The following is an 18,334-nucleotide window of genomic DNA, read 5'->3' as shown; positions in this document are numbered from 1 at the left end:
CCCGGTCACTGAGCTTGTCGACGTGCTCATGCCGTTACTCCTTCACCGCGGCCGCGAGGGCCTGGTCGAGGTCGTAGATGATGTCGTCCGGGTCCTCGATGCCGACGCTCAGTCGGACGATGCCGGGCAGCACGCCTGCATCGACGAGCTGCTGGTCGGAGAGCTGGGCGTGCGTGGTCGACGCCGGGTGGATGATGAGCGTCTTCGCGTCGCCGATGTTCGCCAGGTGGCTCGCGAGGTCGACGGACTCGATGAGTTTCTGGCCGACCTGGCGGCCACCCTTCACCTCGAAGCTGAAGACGGAGCCCGGCCCCTTCGGCAGGTACTTGTTCGCCCGCTCGTGGTGCGGGTGGGCGGGGAGTCCAGCCCAGTTGACGGCGGCGATGCGCGGGTCGGCGTCCAACCACTCGGCCACGATCCGCGCGTTGTCGACATGCGCCTGGATGCGGAACGGCAGCGTCTCGACGCCCTGCGCGAGCAGGAAGGCCGAGTGCGGCGCGAGCGCCGGGCCGATGTCGCGCAACTGCTCCGCACGGAGGCGGGTGAGGAAGGCGTACTCGCCGAAGTTCCCCGACCACTGCAGCCCGCCGTAACTCGGCACCGGCTGCCCGAAGAGCGGGAACTTGTCGGAGTCCCAGTCGAACCGGCCGCTCTCGACGACGACGCCACCGAGGGTCGTGCCGTGTCCGCCGAGGAACTTGGTGGCGGAGTGCGTGACGATGTCGGCACCCCACTCGATCGGACGGTTGAGGTAGGGCGTGGCGATCGTGGAGTCGATGATGAGCGGGATGCCGTGGGCGTGGGCGACGTCGGCCAGACCCTCGATGTCGGCGATCTCGCCGGACGGGTTCGCGACCGTCTCGGCGAAGACGAGCTTGGTGTTCTCCTGGATCGCGGCGGCGTAGTCGGCCGCGTCGGAGGACTGCACGAACGTGGTCTCGATGCCGAAGCGTCGCAGGGTGACGTCGAGCTGCGTGATCGACCCGCCGTAGAGGTTGGCCGAGGCGACGATGTGGTCGCCCTGCCCGGCGAGCGAGGCGAAGGTGATGTACTGCGCGGCGAGACCGGAGGCCGTCGCGACGGCACCGAGACCGCCTTCGAGGCTCGCGATGCGCTCCTCGAAGCTCGCGACCGTCGGGTTCGCGAGACGGGAGTAGATGTTGCCGTACTTCTGCAGGGCGAAGCGCGCGGCGGCGTCGGCGGTGTCGTCGAAGACGAAGGCGCTCGACTGGTAGATGGGCAGCGCGCGGGCGCCGGTCACCTGGTCGGGGATGTTGCCCGCGTGGATCGCACGCGTGCGGAAGCCATACTCACGATCTGCCATGCGTTCACGCTACCCGAGCACTGCGCGCGGCTCGGCCCTGCTGCAACAGAAGGACGCATTGCTCCCGACCGTCCATCACCGTGCCCAGCGCCTGCCCAGGCCGGACGCGTATCGTGACGGGCACAGCCCCGATGGGGTTGCCGGACGAGGGCGCAGTACCCGGAACGCGACAAGACTGACCACTGAGGAGTGATCGTCATGTCATGGATCGTGCTCATCGCATCGGGTGTCCTGGAGGCCGTCTGGGCCACCGCGCTCGGCAAGTCCGAGGGCTTCACGAAGCTCTGGCCCACCGTCACCTTCGGCGTGGCGCTCGTCCTCAGCATGGCGGGCCTGGCCTGGGCCATGCGCGACATCCAGGTCGGCACCGCCTACGCCGTGTGGGTCGGGATCGGTGCCGCGCTCACCGTCGGCTACGCCATGGTCTTCGGCGGGGAGGAACTGTCCGTCGTCAAGGTGCTGCTCATCCTCGGGCTCATCGGGTGCGTCATCGGCCTGAAGCTCGTGGGCGGGGAGCACTAGCCCGACCAGCTCGGCGAGCCGCAGGGCGTCAGGACAGGTGCACTGCTCCGAGCGCCAGGACGGCGATGAGGAGCCACGACCCGAGGCCGACGACGAGCGCCCGCCACCCGGTGGTGATGAGCGTCCGCACCCGGATCGCCGCGCCGAGCGCGAACAGCGCCATCGCGAGCAGCGCGGTCTGCGCGGCGTCCGCGACGTCGAGGACGACCTCGGGCACCGGCAGGAGCGTGCGGACGAGCACGGCCGCGATGAAGCCGGCGACGAACAGCGGGACGATCGGCGGTCGAGCGGTGGCGGTCCCGTCCGCGCCCCCGCCGGCTCCGGCCGACACGGTCTGGAGTCGGCGGCGTTCGATCGTCGCGGCGGCGGCGACCATGGGCGCGAGCAGGACGACGCGCGTGAGCTTGACGACCACGGCGACGGCGAGCGCGCTCGTCCCCGCGATCTGCGCGGTCGCGACCACCTGGCCGACGTCGTGCACGCTCGCACCCACCCAGTGGCCGAACTGCTCGTCGGTCAGGCCGAGCGGTCCGCGGAGCGCGGGGAGGACGAAGATCGCGAGCGTGCCGCAGAGGGTGACGAGCGCGATCGGGGTGGCCTGTTCCTCGTCCTTCGCCTTGACGACCCCGCTCATCGCACCGATCGCCGAGGCGCCGCAGATCGAGAAGCCGGTCGCGATGAGCAACGGTTCCGGGCCGGTGAGGCCGATCGCCTTGCCGAGCCACAGGGTGGTGAAGAAGGTGATGACGACGATGGCCACGGTGGTCGCCAGGGTCACCCAGCCGAGTCCGGCGATATCGACGAGGCTGAGCTTCAGCCCCAGCAGCACGACCCCGATCCGCATGAACCGCTTCGCGCTGAGTCCGAGTCCCGGCTTGAGCACGCCGCTCGCGAGCCGCTGGAAGGCCGGCAGCTGGCCGACGATCATCCCGAGCAGGACACTCGCGGTGAGGAGTGGCACGACCGGCACGAGGGTGTGCAGCCCGAGGGCGAGCAGTGCCGCGGCACCGGCGACGAGCACACCGGGGAGGGCCTTCACCACCGACCGCCCGTCAGACCCACGACGGCAACCAGGCGTGGAGGTGCCAGAACCAGTACGGGACGGTGATCGCGGTCCAGAGCGGGTACCAGAAGATGCTCAGGAGCGTGGTGATCGTCACGAACACGCCGATCACCCCGACACCGGCGACCCGGCGTTCCTCCGGATCGTCACGGGACCCGAGGATCTTCCCGACCGCGAAGACGAGCGCGAGGATCAGGTACGGCTCGAACACGATCGTGTAGAACTGGAACACCGTGCGGTTCAGGTACAGCAGCCACGGGAGGTAGCCCGCCGCGACGCCGAGCACGATGAGCCCCACCTGCCATTCGCGGTAGCGGACCAGACGGTAGACGCAGTACCCGAGAGCGACGGCTGCTCCCCACCAGATGAGCGGGTTGCCGATCGAGGTGATGGCCGAGGAGCAGGCGTCCCAGGCGCAGCCGTCGGTCCCCATCGCGGGGGACTGGTAGTACATGCTGGTCGGCCGGATCATGAGCAACCAGCCGAGCGGGTTCGCCGCGTACGGGTGCGGTGTGCTCAACCCGACGTGGAAGCCGTACGCGCTCTGGTGGTAGTGGACGAGGCTCTGGAACCAGTGGGGGACCCAGGCGAAGGTGCCGGTCCACCCGTTGCCGACGGCGTTCGCCCACTGCCGGTCATAGCCGCCCGAGGTGAGGATCCACCCCGACCAGCTCGCGAGGTACACCACCGCGGCGACCGGGACCATCGTCAGGAAGGAGATGGGACCCTGCTTGAGGACCGCGGCGCTCGCCCAGAGGCCGAGCCCGAGGCGGCGGCGGAGCAGCAGATCGGTGACGATGACGTACAGGCCGAACGCGGCGAGGAAGTACAGGCCGTTCCACTTGACGGCCGTCGCCGCACCGAACGCGACTCCGGCGGCGAGCAGCCAGGGGCGCCACCAGAGCACGGGACCCCAGGCCGGTTCCGCGCCACCGGAACGGCGCGAGGCGAGCTTGGCGGCGAGTCGGGACGCATGCCAGGAACGGTCGAGCAGGATCGCACCGAACCCCGCCAGCACGAACAGCATCACGAAGTTGTCGAGCAGGGAGACCCGCGCCATCACGATCGCGTGACCGTCGATCGCGAACAGGAACCCGGCGAGGACCGCGAGGATCGACGAGGTGAACAGGCGCTTCGCGATCAGGGTCACGAGGAGCACCGCCAGGGTGCCGGCGATGACGGTGGAGATCCGCCACCCGGTGCTGTCGTCGATGCCGAAGACGGCGATGCCGAGGGCGATCAGCCACTTGCCGAGGGGCGGGTGGACGACGTACGACGGGTTCGTGCTCGGGTCACCGGCGTCGCCGTTGGCGAAGCCCTCGTCCGCCCCGTCCGGCCAAGTGCTCTCGTACCCGTTCAGCCACAACGACCACGAGTCCTTCACATAGAACGTCTCGTCGAAGACGAGCGAGTGCGGGTGACCGAGGTTCCAGAACCGGAGGACGAAGGCGAGGAGGGTGACGGCTGCAGGGCCGCCCCAGATCCACAGCTTCCGGCGGCGCTCGGTGCGGAGCATCCGCTCCCACCAACGGTCGAGGCGCGATCCCGTCACGGGGGGTTCCAGGAGATCGACCGACACCGTCTCATCTAACCACCCGGCCGGTGGGAGACTGGTCCGGTGATCATCCTCGGCGCGACCCCCATCGGCAACCTCGGCGACGCGTCGCCCCGACTCCGTGAGGCGTTGGCCACCGCGGAGGTCATCGTCGCCGAAGACACCCGGACGGCGATCCACCTCCTGCGGGCGCTCGGCGTGGAGTCGCGCCCCCGGCTCATCGCCATGCACGACCACAACGAGCGGGAGCGCGCCGCCGAGATCGTCGAACTCGCCCGCGAGACCGACGTGCTGGTCCTGAGCGACGCCGGCATGCCGACCGTGTCCGATCCCGGGTTCCACCTCGTGGACGCGGCCGCCACGGCGGACGTCCAGGTCACGGCGATCCCCGGACCGTCCGCGGTCGTCACGGCGCTCGCCGTCTCCGGGCTCGCGACAGACCGGTTCACCTTCGAGGGCTTCCTGCCGCGGAAGCCGGGCGACCGTCGGAGCGCCCTCCGCGCCCTCGCGACGGAACCACGCACGATGGTGTTCTTCGAATCGCCCAACCGCCTGGCCTCCTCGCTCGAGGACGTCGCGGCGGTCCTCGGCGGCGACCGCCGGGTCGCCGTCTGTCGGGAGCTCACGAAGCTGTTCGAAGAGGTCAAGCGCGGAACGGCCGCCGAGCTCGCCGTCTGGGCCTCGGGCGGGGTGAAGGGCGAGATCTGCGTCGTCATCGCCGGTGCCGAGGCCGTCGAGGCCGATCCCGACACCGCGCTCGAGCAGGTGCTCGCCCTCGTGGCCGCAGGGATGCGCCTGAAGGACGCCTCGAACGAGGTCGCCGAGGCCACGGGCCTGTCGAAGCGCGACCTCTACCAGGCGGCCCTGGCCGCACGCCCGCCGAAGACGGCACCGGGCGCGGAGCGGCGCCCCACGTCGTAACAGGCACGAGCGCGGTGCCCGCTCGTCCTAGGATTGACCCCATGGCCGACGGCACCTCGTTCTACATCACCACGCCCATCTTCTACGTCAACGATGCTCCGCACATCGGGCACGCGTACACGGAGGTGGCCGCCGACGTCCTCGCGCGCTGGCACCGTCAGGCCGGCGATCGCACCTGGTTCCTCACCGGGACGGACGAGCACGGCCAGAAGATCTTGCGCACCGCGACCGCGAACGGCGTGACGCCGAAGGAGTGGGCGGACCGCCTCGTCAGCGAGTCCTGGTACCCGCTGCTCGACACGATCGACATCTCGAACGACGACTTCATCCGCACGACCGACGAGCGCCACGAGCAGAACGTCCAGCTCTTCCTGCAGCGTCTGTACGACGCCGGGTACATCTACACGGGCGAGTTCGAGGGCTACTACTGCGTCGGGTGCGAGGAGTACAAGCAGGAGAGCGACCTCGTCCAGGGCACCGGCGAGTACGTCGGCCAGCTCGTCTGCGCGATCCACTCCAAGCCCGTCGAGCTGCTGCAGGAGAGCAACTACTTCTTCCGCATGAGTGACTTCGCCGAGCGACTGCTCGCCCTCTACGAGGAGCGACCGGAGTTCGTGCAGCCGGAATCGGCACGCAACGAGGTCATCCAGTTCGTCCGCCAGGGCCTGAAGGACCTCTCCATCTCGCGCTCCACCTTCGACTGGGGCATCAAGGTCCCGTGGGACGAGAGCCACGTCGTCTACGTCTGGTTCGACGCCCTGCTCAACTACATCACCGCTGCCGGGTACGGCTCCGACGAGGAGGCGTTCGCCGAGCGCTGGCCGGCCACGCAGATCGTCGGCAAGGACATCCTGCGGTTCCACGCCGTCATCTGGCCGGCCATGCTCATGGCCGCCGGACTCGAGGTGCCGAAGCGCGTCTTCGGTCACGGTTGGTTGCTCGTCGGCGGCGAGAAGATGTCGAAGTCGAAGCTCACCGGGATCGCCCCGAGCGAGATCACCGACACCTTCGGCTCCGACGCGTTCCGCTACTACTTCATGCGCGCCATCGCCTTCGGCCAGGACGGCTCCTTCAGCTGGGAGGACCTCTCGGCGCGCTACCAGGCCGAACTCGCGAACGGCTTCGGCAACCTGGCCTCGCGCGTGCTGGCGATGGTCACCCGCTACTTCGAGGGTGTCGTGCCGCCGAGCGGCCCCGCCGAGCCTGCCGACGTCGCGATCCAGCAGACGGTCGCCCGCGCCGCCACGGACGCCGACGCCGCCATCGAGCGACTCGCCATCCAGGACGCGCTCGCCGCCATCTGGCGGATCGTCGACGAGCTGAACGGCTACATCACCGAGCAGGAGCCGTGGGCGCTCGCGAAGGACGAGGCCAAGCGCGAACGCCTCGGCACCGTCCTCGCCACGGCGGTCGAAGGGCTCCGCGCCCTGTCGGTCCTGCTGCACCCCTTCGTCCCGAAGGCGACCACCAAGCTCTGGACCGCACTCGGTGTCGAGGACGCCCTGGGTCAGCTCGGCGCGCAGCGCATCAGCGAGGTCGGCACCTGGGCTCAGGTCCCCGCCGGCACCACGGTGGCCGGGCTCGAGCCGCTCTTCCCGCGGATCGAGGCCGTCGCGGAATGAGCGGGGCCGTCGCACCGGATCCAGCCGCCACTCCGCATCTGCGGCAGCGGGAGGCGGGGGAGCGCAAGCAGTTGAGCTACCCGGAGAGCCCTGAGCCGCTGCCGGTGGCCGTGTACGACAACCACACGCACCTCGAGCACGCCGACGGCGAAGCGCCGCTGACGCCGACCGAGCACCTCGACCGCGCGCTCGCCGTCGGTGTCCGCGGGATCGTGCAGGTCGGCACCGACGTCGAGACCTCGCGCTGGTCGGCGGCGCTCGCGGCAAGCGACCCGCGCGTCCTCGCAGCCGTGGCGATCCACCCGAATGACGCTCCGGACCTCGACCGCGCGGGAACGCTCGACGACGCGCTGGCCGAGATCGACCGCCTGGCAGCCCAGCCCCGTGTCCGGGCCGTCGGCGAGACCGGCCTCGACTTCTTCCGCACCGAGGACGATGGCCGAGCCGCGCAGTTCGCCTCCTTCGAGGCGCACATCGCGATCGCGAAGCGGCACGGCATCGCCCTGCAGATCCACGACCGCGACGCCCACGACGAGGTCGTCGAGACCCTGTTGCGCGTCGGGGCTCCGGAGCGCACCGTCTTCCACTGCTTCTCCGGGGGCCGCGAACTCGCAGCGCTCTGTGCCGAGCACGGCTGGTACGCCTCGTTCGCAGGCACCGTGACGTTCAAGAACGCCGCCCCGTTGCGCGAGGCGCTCGAGGTCATGCCCCGCGAGCTCGTCATGGTCGAGACCGATGCGCCGTACCTCACACCGGCGCCGTTCCGCGGTCGGCCCAACGCCCCCTATCTGCTGCCCCACACGGTCCGTGGCATGGCCGCACACCTGGGCGCAGACCTCGAGGGGTTCGCGACGCAGCTCGCCACGAACACGGAGCGGGTCTACGGCTCCTGGTCCGACTGACCGGTGGGCGGCCTGGAGCCGCGGCGCGATCGGGGCCACCGGCGATCGGGGATACTGGGGGGATGACCGCTTCCGTCGCACTGCTCGGCCCCGCCGAGATCCGAGACCTCGCCACCCTGCTCGACGTGACGCCGACGAAGAAGCTCGGTCAGAACTTCGTCATCGACGCGAACACCGTCCGCAAGATCGTCTCGGTCGCCCATGTCGCGCCGGGCGACGTGGTGGTCGAGATCGGTCCGGGACTCGGATCGCTCACGCTGGGCCTCCTCGAAGCCGACGCGAGTGTCGTCGCCGTCGAGATCGACGGTCGCCTCGCGAAGCAGCTCCCGATCACGGTGGGGGAGATGGCGCCGGGCATGATCGACCGGCTGTCGGTCGTCCACGAGGACGCCCTCCGCATCGAGGAACTGCCAGCGTCGCCGAACCGGCTCGTCGCCAACCTGCCGTACAACATCTCCGTGCCGGTCCTGCTGCACTTCCTCGAACACTTCACCTCGCTCACCGCCGGCGTGGTCATGGTGCAGGCGGAGGTCGGGTACCGACTGGCCGCGGTCCCCGGGAGCAAGGTCTACGGCGCGCCGAGCGCGAAGGCCGCCTGGTACGGGGCGTGGCGCATCGCCGGACAGGTCAGCCGCCAGGTGTTCTGGCCGATCCCGAACGTGGACTCCGTCCTGGTGGGCTTCGAACGACGGAGCGACGTGATCGGCACCGAGCAGGAGCGGGTCGAGACCTTCGCGCTCATCGACGCCGCCTTCCAGCAGCGCCGGAAGATGCTCCGCCAGGCGCTCGGCAACGTCCTCGGCAGCTCGCAGGCGGCCACGGAGCGCATGGAGGCGGCCGGCGTCAAGCCGACCGCGCGTGGTGAGGAACTCACCGTCCACGACTTCCTGTCGATCGTCCGCGCAGGGCGATAGCGTTGGTGCATGACCGCTGATGCTCGTTTCCCGCTGAACGTCCCCGACATCCACCGCCCGTACGCCGCTGCGGACGACCGCTACGCGCGGAACGACTACCGCCAGGTGGGTACCTCCGGGCTCTTCCTGCCCCCGATCTCCCTCGGCCTCTGGTACAACTTCGGCGACAACCGGCCGTTCGACGGACAACGTGCCCTCCTCCGGCACGCGTTCGACCACGGCATCACCCACTTCGACCTCGCGAACAACTACGGGCCGCCCTACGGCTCGGCGGAGACGAACTTCGGCCGCATGATGCGCGAGGACTTCGGCCCGTACCGCAACGAGCTCATCATCTCCTCGAAGGCTGGATACGACTTCTGGCCAGGCCCGTACGGCAACTTCGGTTCGAAGAAGTACCTGACCGCGAGCCTCGACGAGTCCCTGGAGCGCATGGGCCTCGACTACGTCGACATCTTCTACTCCCACCGGGTCGACGAGGTGACGCCCATCGAGGAGACGGTCGGTGCGCTCGACGCGATCGTGCGCTCGGGGAAGGCGCTGTACGTCGGCATCTCGTCGTACTCGGCCGAACGGACCGCGGCCGCGCACGCCGTCGCCCGTGAGCTGGGGACCCCCCTCGTGATCCACCAGCCCTCGTACTCGATCCTCAACCGCTGGGTGGAGGACGGACTCACCGAGGTGCTCACCGAGACCGGGCTGGGGGCGATCGCCTTCGTGCCGCTCGCGCAGGGCCTCCTCACCGACAAGTACCTCGGGGACGGCCCGGCGGAGCGCGCCACGAACCGTCCGTCACTGCCGGACCGTCAGGTCAGCGAGGAGATGGCGACGCGGTTGCGGTCCCTCAACGACATCGCGACCGAGCGCGGCCAGACGCTCGCGCAGATGTCACTCGCCTGGGTGCTGAACAACCCGGCGATCACCTCCGCGCTCATCGGCGCCTCCCGGCCGGAGCAGCTCGACGAGAACCTCGCCGCGCTCGACGGGCCGGCGTTCACGACCGAGGAGCTCGAGGAGATCGACCGGCTCGCCGAGGGCGCGGACGTCAACATCTGGGCGGACTCCTCGGACAAGTAGGGCGGTCCGGGGCGGTTCCCGGATCGACTAACTTGGAACAATGACCACCGAGGCCATCCTCAAGCACGTGCACGTGCGCGCACCGGGGAAGATCAATGTCTTCCTGAAGGTCGGCGACGTGATGGACGACGGCTACCACGACGTCGCGACCGCCTACCAGGCGATCTCCCTGTACGAGGACGTGCACGCGTACCCGGCCGATGACTTCAGCGTCTCGTTCTCGGGGTCCGTCGACGTCTCCGGGGTGCCGACCGACACGAGCAACCTGGCCATCCGCGCCGCGAAGGCGCTCGCGAGGCGGACGGGGTTCCGTGGCGGCGTGCGCCTCGAGATCGAGAAGCACGTCCCGGTCGCCGGGGGGATGGGCGGTGGCTCGGCGGACGCCGCAGCCACCCTGCTCGCCTGCGACGCCCTCTGGGGCACCGAGCGCAGCAGGGACGAGCTCCTGGCCCTGGCCGCGCGTCTCGGCGCTGACGTGCCGTTCGCGTTGCTCGGCGGGACGGCCGTCGGCACCGGTCGCGGCGACCAGCTGAGCAGCGCGCTCGCCAAGGGGCAGTTCGAGTGGGTGCTCGCCCTCGCCGACTTCGGGATGTCGACGCCGCTGGTCTACCAGGAGCTCGACGCGCACCGCGCCCGACACATCCTCGACATCTCGCCGTCCGGTCGCCAGCCGACCGTCGACGCGGCGGTGCTCCAGGCGCTTCGGGCCGGCGATGCCCACCTGCTCGGCGACGTCCTCTACAACGACCTGCAGGCCGCCGCGTTGCAACTGCGGCCCGTGCTCGGCGAGGTCCTCGAGTTCGGTGATTCGCAGGGTGCGCTCGGCAGCCTCGTCTCGGGCTCCGGTCCCACCATCGCCTTCCTCGCCGCGGACGCCGACGACGCCCTGGAACTGCAGGTCACGCTCGCCTCGTCCGGGCTGAAGACCATCCGGGCACACGGGCCGGTCCACGGCGCCCGCATCGTCTCGCAGAGCTGAGGCATACCTCCGCGAACGACGGAACCCCGGTCGGTGATCCGACCGGGGTTCCGTCGTACGGGCTCAGGCCGCGACGCCTCGCACGCGGAGGGAGTTCTCGATGATCGTGAGCCCCTCCATGCCGGGCAGCTTCGCGATGTGACCGTCGATGCGGCGCACCTCCGCCAGACCGTCCTCGTCGCCGAACAGGTGCCCCATGACGTGGGTGACCTCGGAGTCGGGCATGACGCCGGAGCCCACAGGGCCCCACACCTTGCGGAGCAGGAAGCGGGTGAGGCGGCGGGCGCTCTTCGACGACTCGAGGCGGGCCCTGGCCTGGCTCGCGTAGAACGCCACGTGGCGGGTCTCCTGCTTCGCGATGCGCTTGAGGAGCACGGAGAGCACGGGGTGCCGCTCCAGCTGCGCGAGGCGGGTGTACGCAGCCGTGGCGGACCACTCGTTGGCCGCACCCCAGCTCATGTGCACGGCGATGAAGTCGGTGCCGACGAGGTTGCCGAGGATCGACTGCTTGATCGGGTCGAGGCGGTCCTTCCAGCCGAGCTTCAGACGCGTCGCCTTGAGCTCGTCGAAGTCGACGGTGATGTCGTGGGCGGCCAGGACGGCGGCGAGTGCCTCACCGTGCCAGAACTCCTCACGGTTCCACATCGTCATGAACGCGCCGACCTCGTCGTCCTCGTGGGACGGCGTCATGAGCATGTCGCGGAGGTAGCAGACCGTGTGGTACTCGATGTCGCACATGTACCGCAGGCTGCGGAGGGTGGAAGCGGGGAGCGGATTCGTCTTGAACTCGTCGAAGTCGAGGTCGCTCCAGTTCACCGAGACGCTCGTCTCGGTGAACTTGTCGATGTCAAACGCCATGTGCGTTGGGGCGGTCGGGGATCGTGTCCTCGGCCGTCCGCTCTCCTCTCGGCTGTGCGGGGCGCGGTGCGCGGGTCAGTTCGTCTTCGGAGCGGACGCCCCCGGTGGTTCGTGCCCATTCTCGCACCGTCCACCGGCCGGCCTGCGCCAGCTGGTAGAGGGTGTGGTCGGGGTTCACGGCGACGGGATTGCCGACCAGCTGGAGCCAGGCGGCGTCGGCGTGGGAGTCGCCGTACCCGTAGGAGTGGGCGAGGTCCATCCCGTGCTGCTCCGCGTACTGCGTGAGCCAGGCGCCGCGGGCCTCGTCGACGAGCGGCGGGCTGTCGAGGTACCCCGTGAGGCGACCGTTCTCGGCGTGCATCGCACCGGCGACGACCTCGTCGAAGAACGGTGCGAGGGGAGCGGCCATGAGGTCGATCGTGCCCGTCACGAGGATCGTCCGGTGACCGGCGGCGCGGTGCGCGGCGATCTGTTCGAGCGCCTGGGGGAGCAGTCGCGAGCGGACCGCCTTGCCGAACCCGCCTCGGACGAGCTGCTCGAGCTGCGCCACGTCGACGCCCTCGTAGCGACGCATGAAGGTGCGGATGAATTCGCCGCGATCGCGGAGCTCGGCACCGATGTAGCCGGGCATCGACGCGCCGAGCGCGGCGATCTCGATGGGCCACCGCGAGCGCGAGGTCGCGGCGAGCCGCAACCACAGGTACTGCTCGATGAGGTTCCAGGCGAGCACCGTGCCCTCGAGGTCGAACACCGCGAGGACGTCGTCCCGCACGGGGAGGATCTTCTGCTGCTTCGCCGCGCCGGCCTTGCGGTTCGCGAACGCGCGGGTCAGCGTGGTGACGGCCGGGAAGTGGATCCGCTGGAAGTAGTCGTCCCAGTCGATCGTCGTGACGTCGAAGCCGCGGTCCGCCTGCTGCTCAGGGGTGAGCGAGGCGTGGAGCTCGCGGGTGCGACGGTCGTCGAACACGATCTCGCTCTGGACGTACGAGCGGTAGAGCCCCGTGAAGTCGCGGAGCGACCCGAGGTCGCTCGACGCCTTGCGGATGCGGTCCTGCCAGCCGCGGGTCCGCGCGTTGGCCGGGAGGTGCGACACGATCCGCCCCGCGGCGCTCGTGGCCTTCTGCCGGCGGTCGATGGAGCGCTCGATGGCGCGGCCGCCGGGGAAGTTCCAGGTCGGCACGCTGATGTCGCCGGCGTCGGCGGGGATCGGGTGCTCCGTGAAGTAGCTGTGCACGTTCGCATACATCTTGTGGAACGGCAGCGGGTTGCTCGCGCCGGAGCTCACCTGGAAGTAGCGCGGGGCGGCGGGCTCCGGAGGGGTCTCGGCCGCGGCGAGGATGGCGTTCACGACGAAGTCGACGGGGATGATGTCGAGGACGCTGTCCGGGAGGCCGGGGAAGTCGGGCAACTGGCCTCGGCCGTAGGCGATGATCAGCGGATCCGCCACCTTGTAGCCGTCGATCCAGCCGGGGAACGGGTGCGCGAGGGCGCTCTCGATGATGGAGGGGCGGACGAAGGACAGTCGGTTGCCCGTACCGGCCCAACGCTCCTCGGCGACGCGTTCCGCCATCGCCTTCGTGAAGGTGTAGACGTCCGTCCAGCCGAGGCTCTCCGCCCTGGCACGACCGTGGGCGACGAGTCGGGCGTCGACCCAGGCGATCCGTGCGGCCTCCGCGGCGGTCGAGACCGCCTGCGGGCCCGCCTTGCCGTGATCCCGGCGAGCGGTCTGCATGAGCTTCCGCAGGACCTCGGGCCGGCGGGAGGACTCCTCGGCGCGGACCCGGGCGGAGCGTGCCGCCTCGGCCTCCGCCCGCCAGTCCACGTCGTGCACGAGGCTCCGCTCCGGCTGGATGCCCTTGCGGGTCCCACCGACGTAGGCCGTGGACACGTGGACGACGTGCGGGGTCGCGCCGCTCTTGGCGAGCGCCGCGTAGAGGGTGGTCGCACCCCCGACGTTCGTGGCGAAGGCCTCGTCGATCGGCGGGTCGAAGGAGACGGTGGACGCGCTGTGGATCACGACGTCGAGATCGGACGGGAGCGCCATCTCGTCGAGGCCGCCCTCGATGACGTTCACCCGCTCGGCGACGATGGCCGAGGCCGCCTCGGTACCGACGCGCTCGCGCCAGGCCTTGAATACCGGCTTCCGGAGGAGGGTCTGCAGTCGATCGCTCCCGCGGACGGACCCTTTCTTGCGGATCAGCAGGCTGACCCGGGTGGTGGGGTGGTCGGCCAGCAGGCGCTCGAGCACGGCCTGCCCGAGGAAGCCGGTGCCGCCCGTGACGAGGACGTGGGCGCCGTCGAGCGCGCTGGGCGAGGCGGACGGTGCCGGGCTCGCGGTCGGCTCCGGCTGCGGAGCCTCGTCGGGGGTGGTGGCGTCGGTCATCGGTTCTCCTCGGTGCTTCCGTGGCGTCCACGGTGGGCGAGCTTGGCGGCGAGATGGAGGCCCGACTGACCGGGGAGCGCGTCGATGGCCGCGTCGATCCCGATCACCGCCGGGTCGCTCCAGGTGGCGGTACTGCGGAACACGAGTGCGGCGAACCGAGCGGTCTGCCGGGCACCCGTCACGTCTGATCCGGTCGGCCAGACGGCGGAGCGGATGCGGCGGCGGGTGATGCCCTGCGCGCGGGGCGACGCGGCGAGCCGGTCGCCGGCCTGGGCGCTGAAGAACTCCAGGTGGCGTGCCTTGGTCTCGAGGATCTCGTCGATGAGGCGGTCGAGGCCGGGGTGGGCGGCGCGCTCGCGGACGGCCCGGTAGGCCGCAGCGGTGATGAGGTCGTCGATCGTCCCGATCGTCATGTGCCACGCGATGATGTCCTCACCGAGGACGTTCGCGATGAGGGCCTGACCGATCGGGGTGAACCGGTCGCTCACACCCCGGAGGGTGCGGCGGAGCCCGGTCGCCCGGACCTTGACCCGCGGTGTGCCGTTCGCCTTGAGCACCGTGTCGATGGTGTCGGTGATCCAGTACTTCTCGTACGCCCAGGTGATGAGGAACGCGGTCACCCTGGCGTCCTTGTGGGTCGGCGTCACGAGCACGCCGCGCAGGTACTGCATCGTCGCGCGCTCGATGTCGGAGAGGGCCCGGAGCAGCGCGACCGTCTCGGGGGAGAGTGGCGTGGAGGAGAAGTCCTCCGCCTCGATCTCCTTGCGACGACTGCCGACCGCCGAGGTGGCGTAGTCGCGGACGCTGAACCCGTGGGCGGGGCGCAGCATGGCGCTCTCCTGCTCGACGTCGTCGAGGGCGGCGGGTGCTGCTGGGCGCGGCGATTCCCGGTTCACCATGGCGTCTCCGTTCCGTGACGATCCGACCTCATCACTGTAGCTTGCAACGATACGCAACGCGTAGCGTATTCTGATCCACATGGCTACAGCTCTCGTCACCGGTGGGACCTCCGGCATCGGTGCCGCGTTCGCCACGGCGCTCGCCGGGCGGGGCTTCGACCTGGTGCTCGTGGCCCGCGATGCACAGCGTCTGGAGGCGTCGGCCGAACGGCTCCGCGCGACCGGACGCACGGTCGAGGTGATCTCCGCCGACCTCTCCGACCGCGCCGACGTCGCACGACTCGCCGCCCGCATCGAGGACGCCGCAGCGCCGATCGACGTCGTCGTCAACAACGCCGGCTTCGGGGTGCACGCGCGGCTGACGGATCCCGACACGAGCGAGCTCGACAACGCGATCGAGGTCATGTGCCGCAGTGTCGCCGTGCTCTCGGGCGCCGCAGCCCGAGCCATGCGGGAACGCGGCGGCGGCACCATCCTCAACGTGTCGAGCACCGCCGGGTTCATCACCACGGGCGGGTACTCGGCGGTCAAGGCATTCGTCACGACCTACACCGAGGCGCTCGCGGTCGAACTCGCCGGCACCGGCGTGCACGTCACGGCACTCTGCCCGGGCTGGGTCCGCACCGAGTTCCACGACCGCGCCGGCATCAGCACCCGTTCGATCCCGTCCGGTCTCTGGGTCGACGTCGACCGACTCGTCGCCGACGCCCTCCGCGACGCCGGTCGTGGCGTCGTCGTGTCGATCCCGAGCCTCCGGTTCAAATCGCTCATGGCCCTCGTCAAGTTCGCGCCCCGATCCTCGATCCGGTGGATCTCGGGCCGGATGTCGTCGAGTCGTCGTGCCGCGAACGCCGCCCAGTCAGGAGCCCACCGATGACCGCAGAGCCGCGGTTCACCTCATCCCTGCACGCGAACGCGCGCTTTGTCGCCCAGCGCCTCCTCCTGAAGCCGCTCGTCTGGTCGTTGACTCGCGTCCGCGTCACAGGCCGCGAGCGTCTCACCGGGGTGGACGGTCCGTTCATCGTCGTTGCGAACCACCAGTCCCACCTCGACGCGCCGCTCGTCGTCGGTGCCATGCCACGACGACTCTCGCGATTCCTCGCCGCCGGTGTCGCGGCCGACTACTTCTTCGACGTCCCCGCCCGACGCCTGTTCGCGGCCCTGTTCTTCAACGCCTTCCCGGTCGACCGTTCGGGCGACCGCAAACGGGCCGGTGTGTCGAGGGAGCTGCTCGAGAGCGGCGTCCCGATCCTCATCTTCCCCGAGGGCGGCAGGTCCCGGACCGGAGAGCTCGGCCGCTTCAAGCCCGGCGCCGCGGCCCTCGCGACCCGTCAGGGCATCCCCTGCCTCCCGGTCGCCGTGCTCGGCACCCACGCCGCGATGCCCAAGGGCCGGAACTGGCCGGTCCCCGGACGGCCGCCCGTCAGCGTCGTCTTCGGGCGACCGATCCACCCGCAACCGAACGAGACGCCCGTCCAGCTCATGGACCGCGTCGTCGCCGAGATCGTGGCTCTGCGTGCCTCGGTCGAGCCGGAAGCACACCTGTCGATCGACACACCACGAAAGGAAGCCGGATGACGTCTGTGGAGCACATGAAGTGGTGGGGCTGGGGTGTCGAGGGTGTCGCCTTCGAGCACAGCAACAAGCCGGACTTCGCGCCGTTCGTGAAGCAGGCCGTCGGCCTCGACCTGAGGAAGCCGGCGCAGTCGCACCTCAGCTTCGACGAGCTCACCGTCCCGGCCTCGCGTGCGACCGAGGAATTCATCGCCGAGCTCTCGCTGCTCGTCGGGCAGGGCCACGTCACGGCCGACGACGAGGAACGCGTCGTCCACACCTACGGCAAGAGCATCCGCGACCTGCTCCGGATCCGTGCGAACGACCTTCCGCGGACGCCCGACCTCGTCGTGTACCCGGCCGATGAGGCCGAGGTCGCGTCCGTGGTCGCGGCGGCCGTCGCCGCGGACGCCGTCATCATCCCGTTCGGTGGCGGAACCAACATCGCAGGCTCGCTCGACCCGCAGCCGACGGAGGAGCGGGTCATCATCTCCCTCGACCTCGGCCGCCTCGACCGCGTGCTGTCGATCGACGAGGGCTCCGGCCTCGCCACCATCCAGGCGGGTGCGCAGGGACCGTCGATCGAGGAACAGCTCGGCGCCAAGGGCTGGACGATGGGCCACTTCCCCGACAGCTTCACGCACTCGACCCTCGGCGGTTGGGTGGCGACGCGCTCCTCGGGCATGCAGTCCGACAAGTACGGCGACATCGCCGACATCACCAAGGGCCTGCGCATGGTCCGGCCGAACGGGATCGTCGCGATCCGTCCGGTTCCGAGCGCCTCCACCGGACCGAGCGTCCGCGAGATGATCATCGGCAGCGAGGGCCGCCTCGGCATCATCACCGAGGTCACGGTGCAGGTCCACCGCACGCCGGCGGTCCGCGAGGTCCTCGGCTACTTCTTCCCCACCTGGGAGGCCGGACTCGCCGCGATGCACGAGATCGCGGAGAGCGACGCCAGCCCGTCCGTCACGCGCGTGTCGAACGCCCGGGAGAGCGGCTTCTCGCTCGCGACCCGCAAGGCCAGCACCGGCGTCTCGGCGCAGGTGACCAAGGGCCTCATGAAGGTCCTCACGGCCCGCGGCTGGGACCTGGAGCAGCTGTGCCTCTCCTTCATCGGCTACGAGGGCAGCGCCTCGCACGTCCGGTACGAGAAGGGCCTCGTCGGCTCGATCGTCCGGAAGCACGGCGGCATGGGCGTCGGCAAGGGCCCCGGTGCCCTGTACGACCAGAAGAAGTTCGACACCCCCTACCTCCGCGACTTCCTGCTCGACCGTGGCGCGGCGGCAGACGTCTCGGAGACGGCCGCACCGTGGTCGCGGTTGCAGGAGGTCTACGACGCCGCGAACGACGCCGCCAACGCCGCCTACGACAAGCTCGGCGTGCACGGCTGGATCATGTGCCACCTCTCGCACTCGTACCACTCGGGTGCCTGCCTGTACTTCACCTTCGCGTTCATCACGGGCGACGACCCCATCGGTGAGTACGAGCAGGTCAAGTCGGCCATCCAGCAGGCCTTCGTCGACCACGGCGGGACCCTGTCGCACCACCACGCGGTCGGTGTCGAGCACGCTCCGTGGATGGAACAGGACATCTCGAGCGAGGGCGTCGCGATCATGCGTGGCCTCTTCGAGAGCGCCGACCCGGGATCGAACTTCAACCCCGGCAAGATCCTCGCCGACTGAGCTCGGTCCGGGACCGCGCTCCGGTCCCTGAGCCGCCTCCGGTCCCTGAGCCGCCTCCGGTCCCTGAGCCTGTCGA

16 protein-coding genes and 1 riboswitch are annotated in these 18,334 nt (G+C 70.0%); of the genes, 10 read left to right on the top strand and 6 right to left on the bottom strand.

Annotated features, from left to right (window positions below; translation table 11 throughout):
• Window positions 1-34 precede the first annotated feature (34 nt).
• Window positions 35-1,324, bottom strand: a complete 1,290-nt coding sequence (locus ASE44_RS06920; RefSeq protein ID WP_056007552.1) for an O-acetylhomoserine aminocarboxypropyltransferase/cysteine synthase family protein — start codon at window positions 1,322-1,324, stop codon at window positions 35-37.
• A gap of 120 nt (window positions 1,325-1,444) precedes the next feature.
• Window positions 1,445-1,508: riboswitch (guanidine-III (ykkC-III) riboswitch) on the top strand.
• Window positions 1,509-1,522: 14 nt separating this feature from the next.
• On the opposite strand from ASE44_RS06920, the gene ASE44_RS06915 reads away from it, so the two are divergent.
• Entirely contained in the window at window positions 1,523-1,846 is a 324-nt protein-coding gene (locus ASE44_RS06915) for a multidrug efflux SMR transporter (protein WP_056011390.1), read from the top strand.
• A gap of 28 nt (window positions 1,847-1,874) precedes the next feature.
• On the opposite strand, the gene ASE44_RS06910 is transcribed toward ASE44_RS06915, so the two are convergent.
• Both ASE44_RS06910 and ASE44_RS06905 read right to left on the bottom strand, forming a co-directional pair.
• Window positions 1,875-2,888 (bottom strand): YeiH family protein, encoded by a 1,014-nt coding sequence (locus ASE44_RS06910; RefSeq protein ID WP_056778470.1) that lies wholly within the window; start codon window positions 2,886-2,888, stop codon window positions 1,875-1,877.
• A gap of 10 nt (window positions 2,889-2,898) precedes the next feature.
• Entirely contained in the window at window positions 2,899-4,461 is a 1,563-nt protein-coding gene (locus ASE44_RS06905) for a dolichyl-phosphate-mannose--protein mannosyltransferase (RefSeq protein ID WP_235522563.1), read from the bottom strand.
• A 66-nt stretch (window positions 4,462-4,527) separates the two neighbouring features.
• Here ASE44_RS06905 and rsmI point away from each other — a divergent pair, with 66 nt between their 5' ends.
• The 6 genes from rsmI to ASE44_RS06875 all read left to right on the top strand — a co-directional run bounded on the left by rsmI (window position 4,528) and on the right by ASE44_RS06875 (window position 10,879).
• Window positions 4,528-5,385: a 16S rRNA (cytidine(1402)-2'-O)-methyltransferase gene (gene rsmI / locus ASE44_RS06900; RefSeq protein ID WP_056778466.1), complete on the top strand. Its 858-nt coding sequence runs from the start codon at window positions 4,528-4,530 to the stop codon at window positions 5,383-5,385.
• 41 nt (window positions 5,386-5,426) lie between these two features.
• On the top strand, window positions 5,427-7,007 hold the full coding sequence (gene metG / locus ASE44_RS06895) for a methionine--tRNA ligase (RefSeq protein ID WP_056007542.1): 1,581 nt from the start codon (window positions 5,427-5,429) through the stop codon (window positions 7,005-7,007).
• Window positions 7,004-7,909: a TatD family hydrolase gene (locus ASE44_RS06890; protein WP_056778462.1), complete on the top strand. Its 906-nt coding sequence runs from the start codon at window positions 7,004-7,006 to the stop codon at window positions 7,907-7,909. Before metG ends, ASE44_RS06890 begins: the two co-directional genes overlap by 4 nt.
• Window positions 7,910-7,971: 62 nt before the next feature.
• A complete protein-coding gene (gene rsmA, locus ASE44_RS06885; RefSeq protein WP_056007536.1) occupies window positions 7,972-8,823 on the top strand; it encodes a 16S rRNA (adenine(1518)-N(6)/adenine(1519)-N(6))-dimethyltransferase RsmA in 852 nt (283 codons plus the stop codon).
• Window positions 8,824-8,832: 9 nt separating this feature from the next.
• On the top strand, window positions 8,833-9,900 hold the full coding sequence (gene mgrA, locus ASE44_RS06880; RefSeq protein WP_056778459.1) for an L-glyceraldehyde 3-phosphate reductase: 1,068 nt from the start codon (window positions 8,833-8,835) through the stop codon (window positions 9,898-9,900).
• Between the two features lie 40 nt (window positions 9,901-9,940).
• Complete coding sequence (locus tag ASE44_RS06875; RefSeq protein ID WP_056778456.1) at window positions 9,941-10,879, top strand: 4-(cytidine 5'-diphospho)-2-C-methyl-D-erythritol kinase; 939 nt, start codon at window positions 9,941-9,943, stop codon at window positions 10,877-10,879.
• A gap of 63 nt (window positions 10,880-10,942) precedes the next feature.
• Here ASE44_RS06875 and ASE44_RS06870 read toward each other — a convergent pair whose 3' ends face one another.
• The 3 genes from ASE44_RS06870 to ASE44_RS06860 are packed head-to-tail and all read right to left on the bottom strand — an operon-like array spanning window position 10,943 to window position 15,019.
• Window positions 10,943-11,737 carry a hypothetical protein gene (locus ASE44_RS06870; RefSeq protein WP_056007527.1) on the bottom strand — a complete coding sequence of 265 codons (795 nt, stop codon included), beginning with the start codon at window positions 11,735-11,737 and terminating at the stop codon, window positions 10,943-10,945.
• Window positions 11,727-14,120, bottom strand: a complete 2,394-nt coding sequence (locus ASE44_RS06865; protein WP_056778455.1) for an SDR family oxidoreductase — start codon at window positions 14,118-14,120, stop codon at window positions 11,727-11,729. The genes ASE44_RS06870 and ASE44_RS06865 overlap by 11 nt, the downstream gene beginning before the upstream one ends.
• A complete protein-coding gene (locus ASE44_RS06860) occupies window positions 14,117-15,019 on the bottom strand; it encodes a hypothetical protein (protein WP_056007521.1) in 903 nt (300 codons plus the stop codon). The genes ASE44_RS06865 and ASE44_RS06860 overlap by 4 nt, the downstream gene beginning before the upstream one ends.
• 79 nt (window positions 15,020-15,098) lie before the next feature.
• Here ASE44_RS06860 and ASE44_RS06855 point away from each other — a divergent pair, with 79 nt between their 5' ends.
• The 3 genes from ASE44_RS06855 to ASE44_RS06845 are packed head-to-tail and all read left to right on the top strand — an operon-like array spanning window position 15,099 to window position 18,258.
• Complete coding sequence (locus ASE44_RS06855) at window positions 15,099-15,896, top strand: SDR family oxidoreductase (RefSeq protein WP_056778452.1); 798 nt, start codon at window positions 15,099-15,101, stop codon at window positions 15,894-15,896.
• Entirely contained in the window at window positions 15,893-16,597 is a 705-nt protein-coding gene (locus tag ASE44_RS06850; protein WP_056007516.1) for a 1-acyl-sn-glycerol-3-phosphate acyltransferase, read from the top strand. The genes ASE44_RS06855 and ASE44_RS06850 overlap by 4 nt, the downstream gene beginning before the upstream one ends.
• Window positions 16,594-18,258: an FAD-binding oxidoreductase gene (locus tag ASE44_RS06845; protein WP_056007513.1), complete on the top strand. Its 1,665-nt coding sequence runs from the start codon at window positions 16,594-16,596 to the stop codon at window positions 18,256-18,258. Before ASE44_RS06850 ends, ASE44_RS06845 begins: the two co-directional genes overlap by 4 nt.
• The last annotated feature ends 76 nt before the right edge of the window (window positions 18,259-18,334 follow it).

The organism is Plantibacter sp. Leaf1, from assembly GCF_001421315.1.
In the GTDB taxonomy this organism is placed as follows: Bacteria; Actinomycetota; Actinomycetes; order Actinomycetales; family Microbacteriaceae; genus Plantibacter.
The sequence above is the reverse complement of the archived record's forward strand: the minus strand, read 5'-3'. Positions and strand labels throughout refer to the sequence as shown.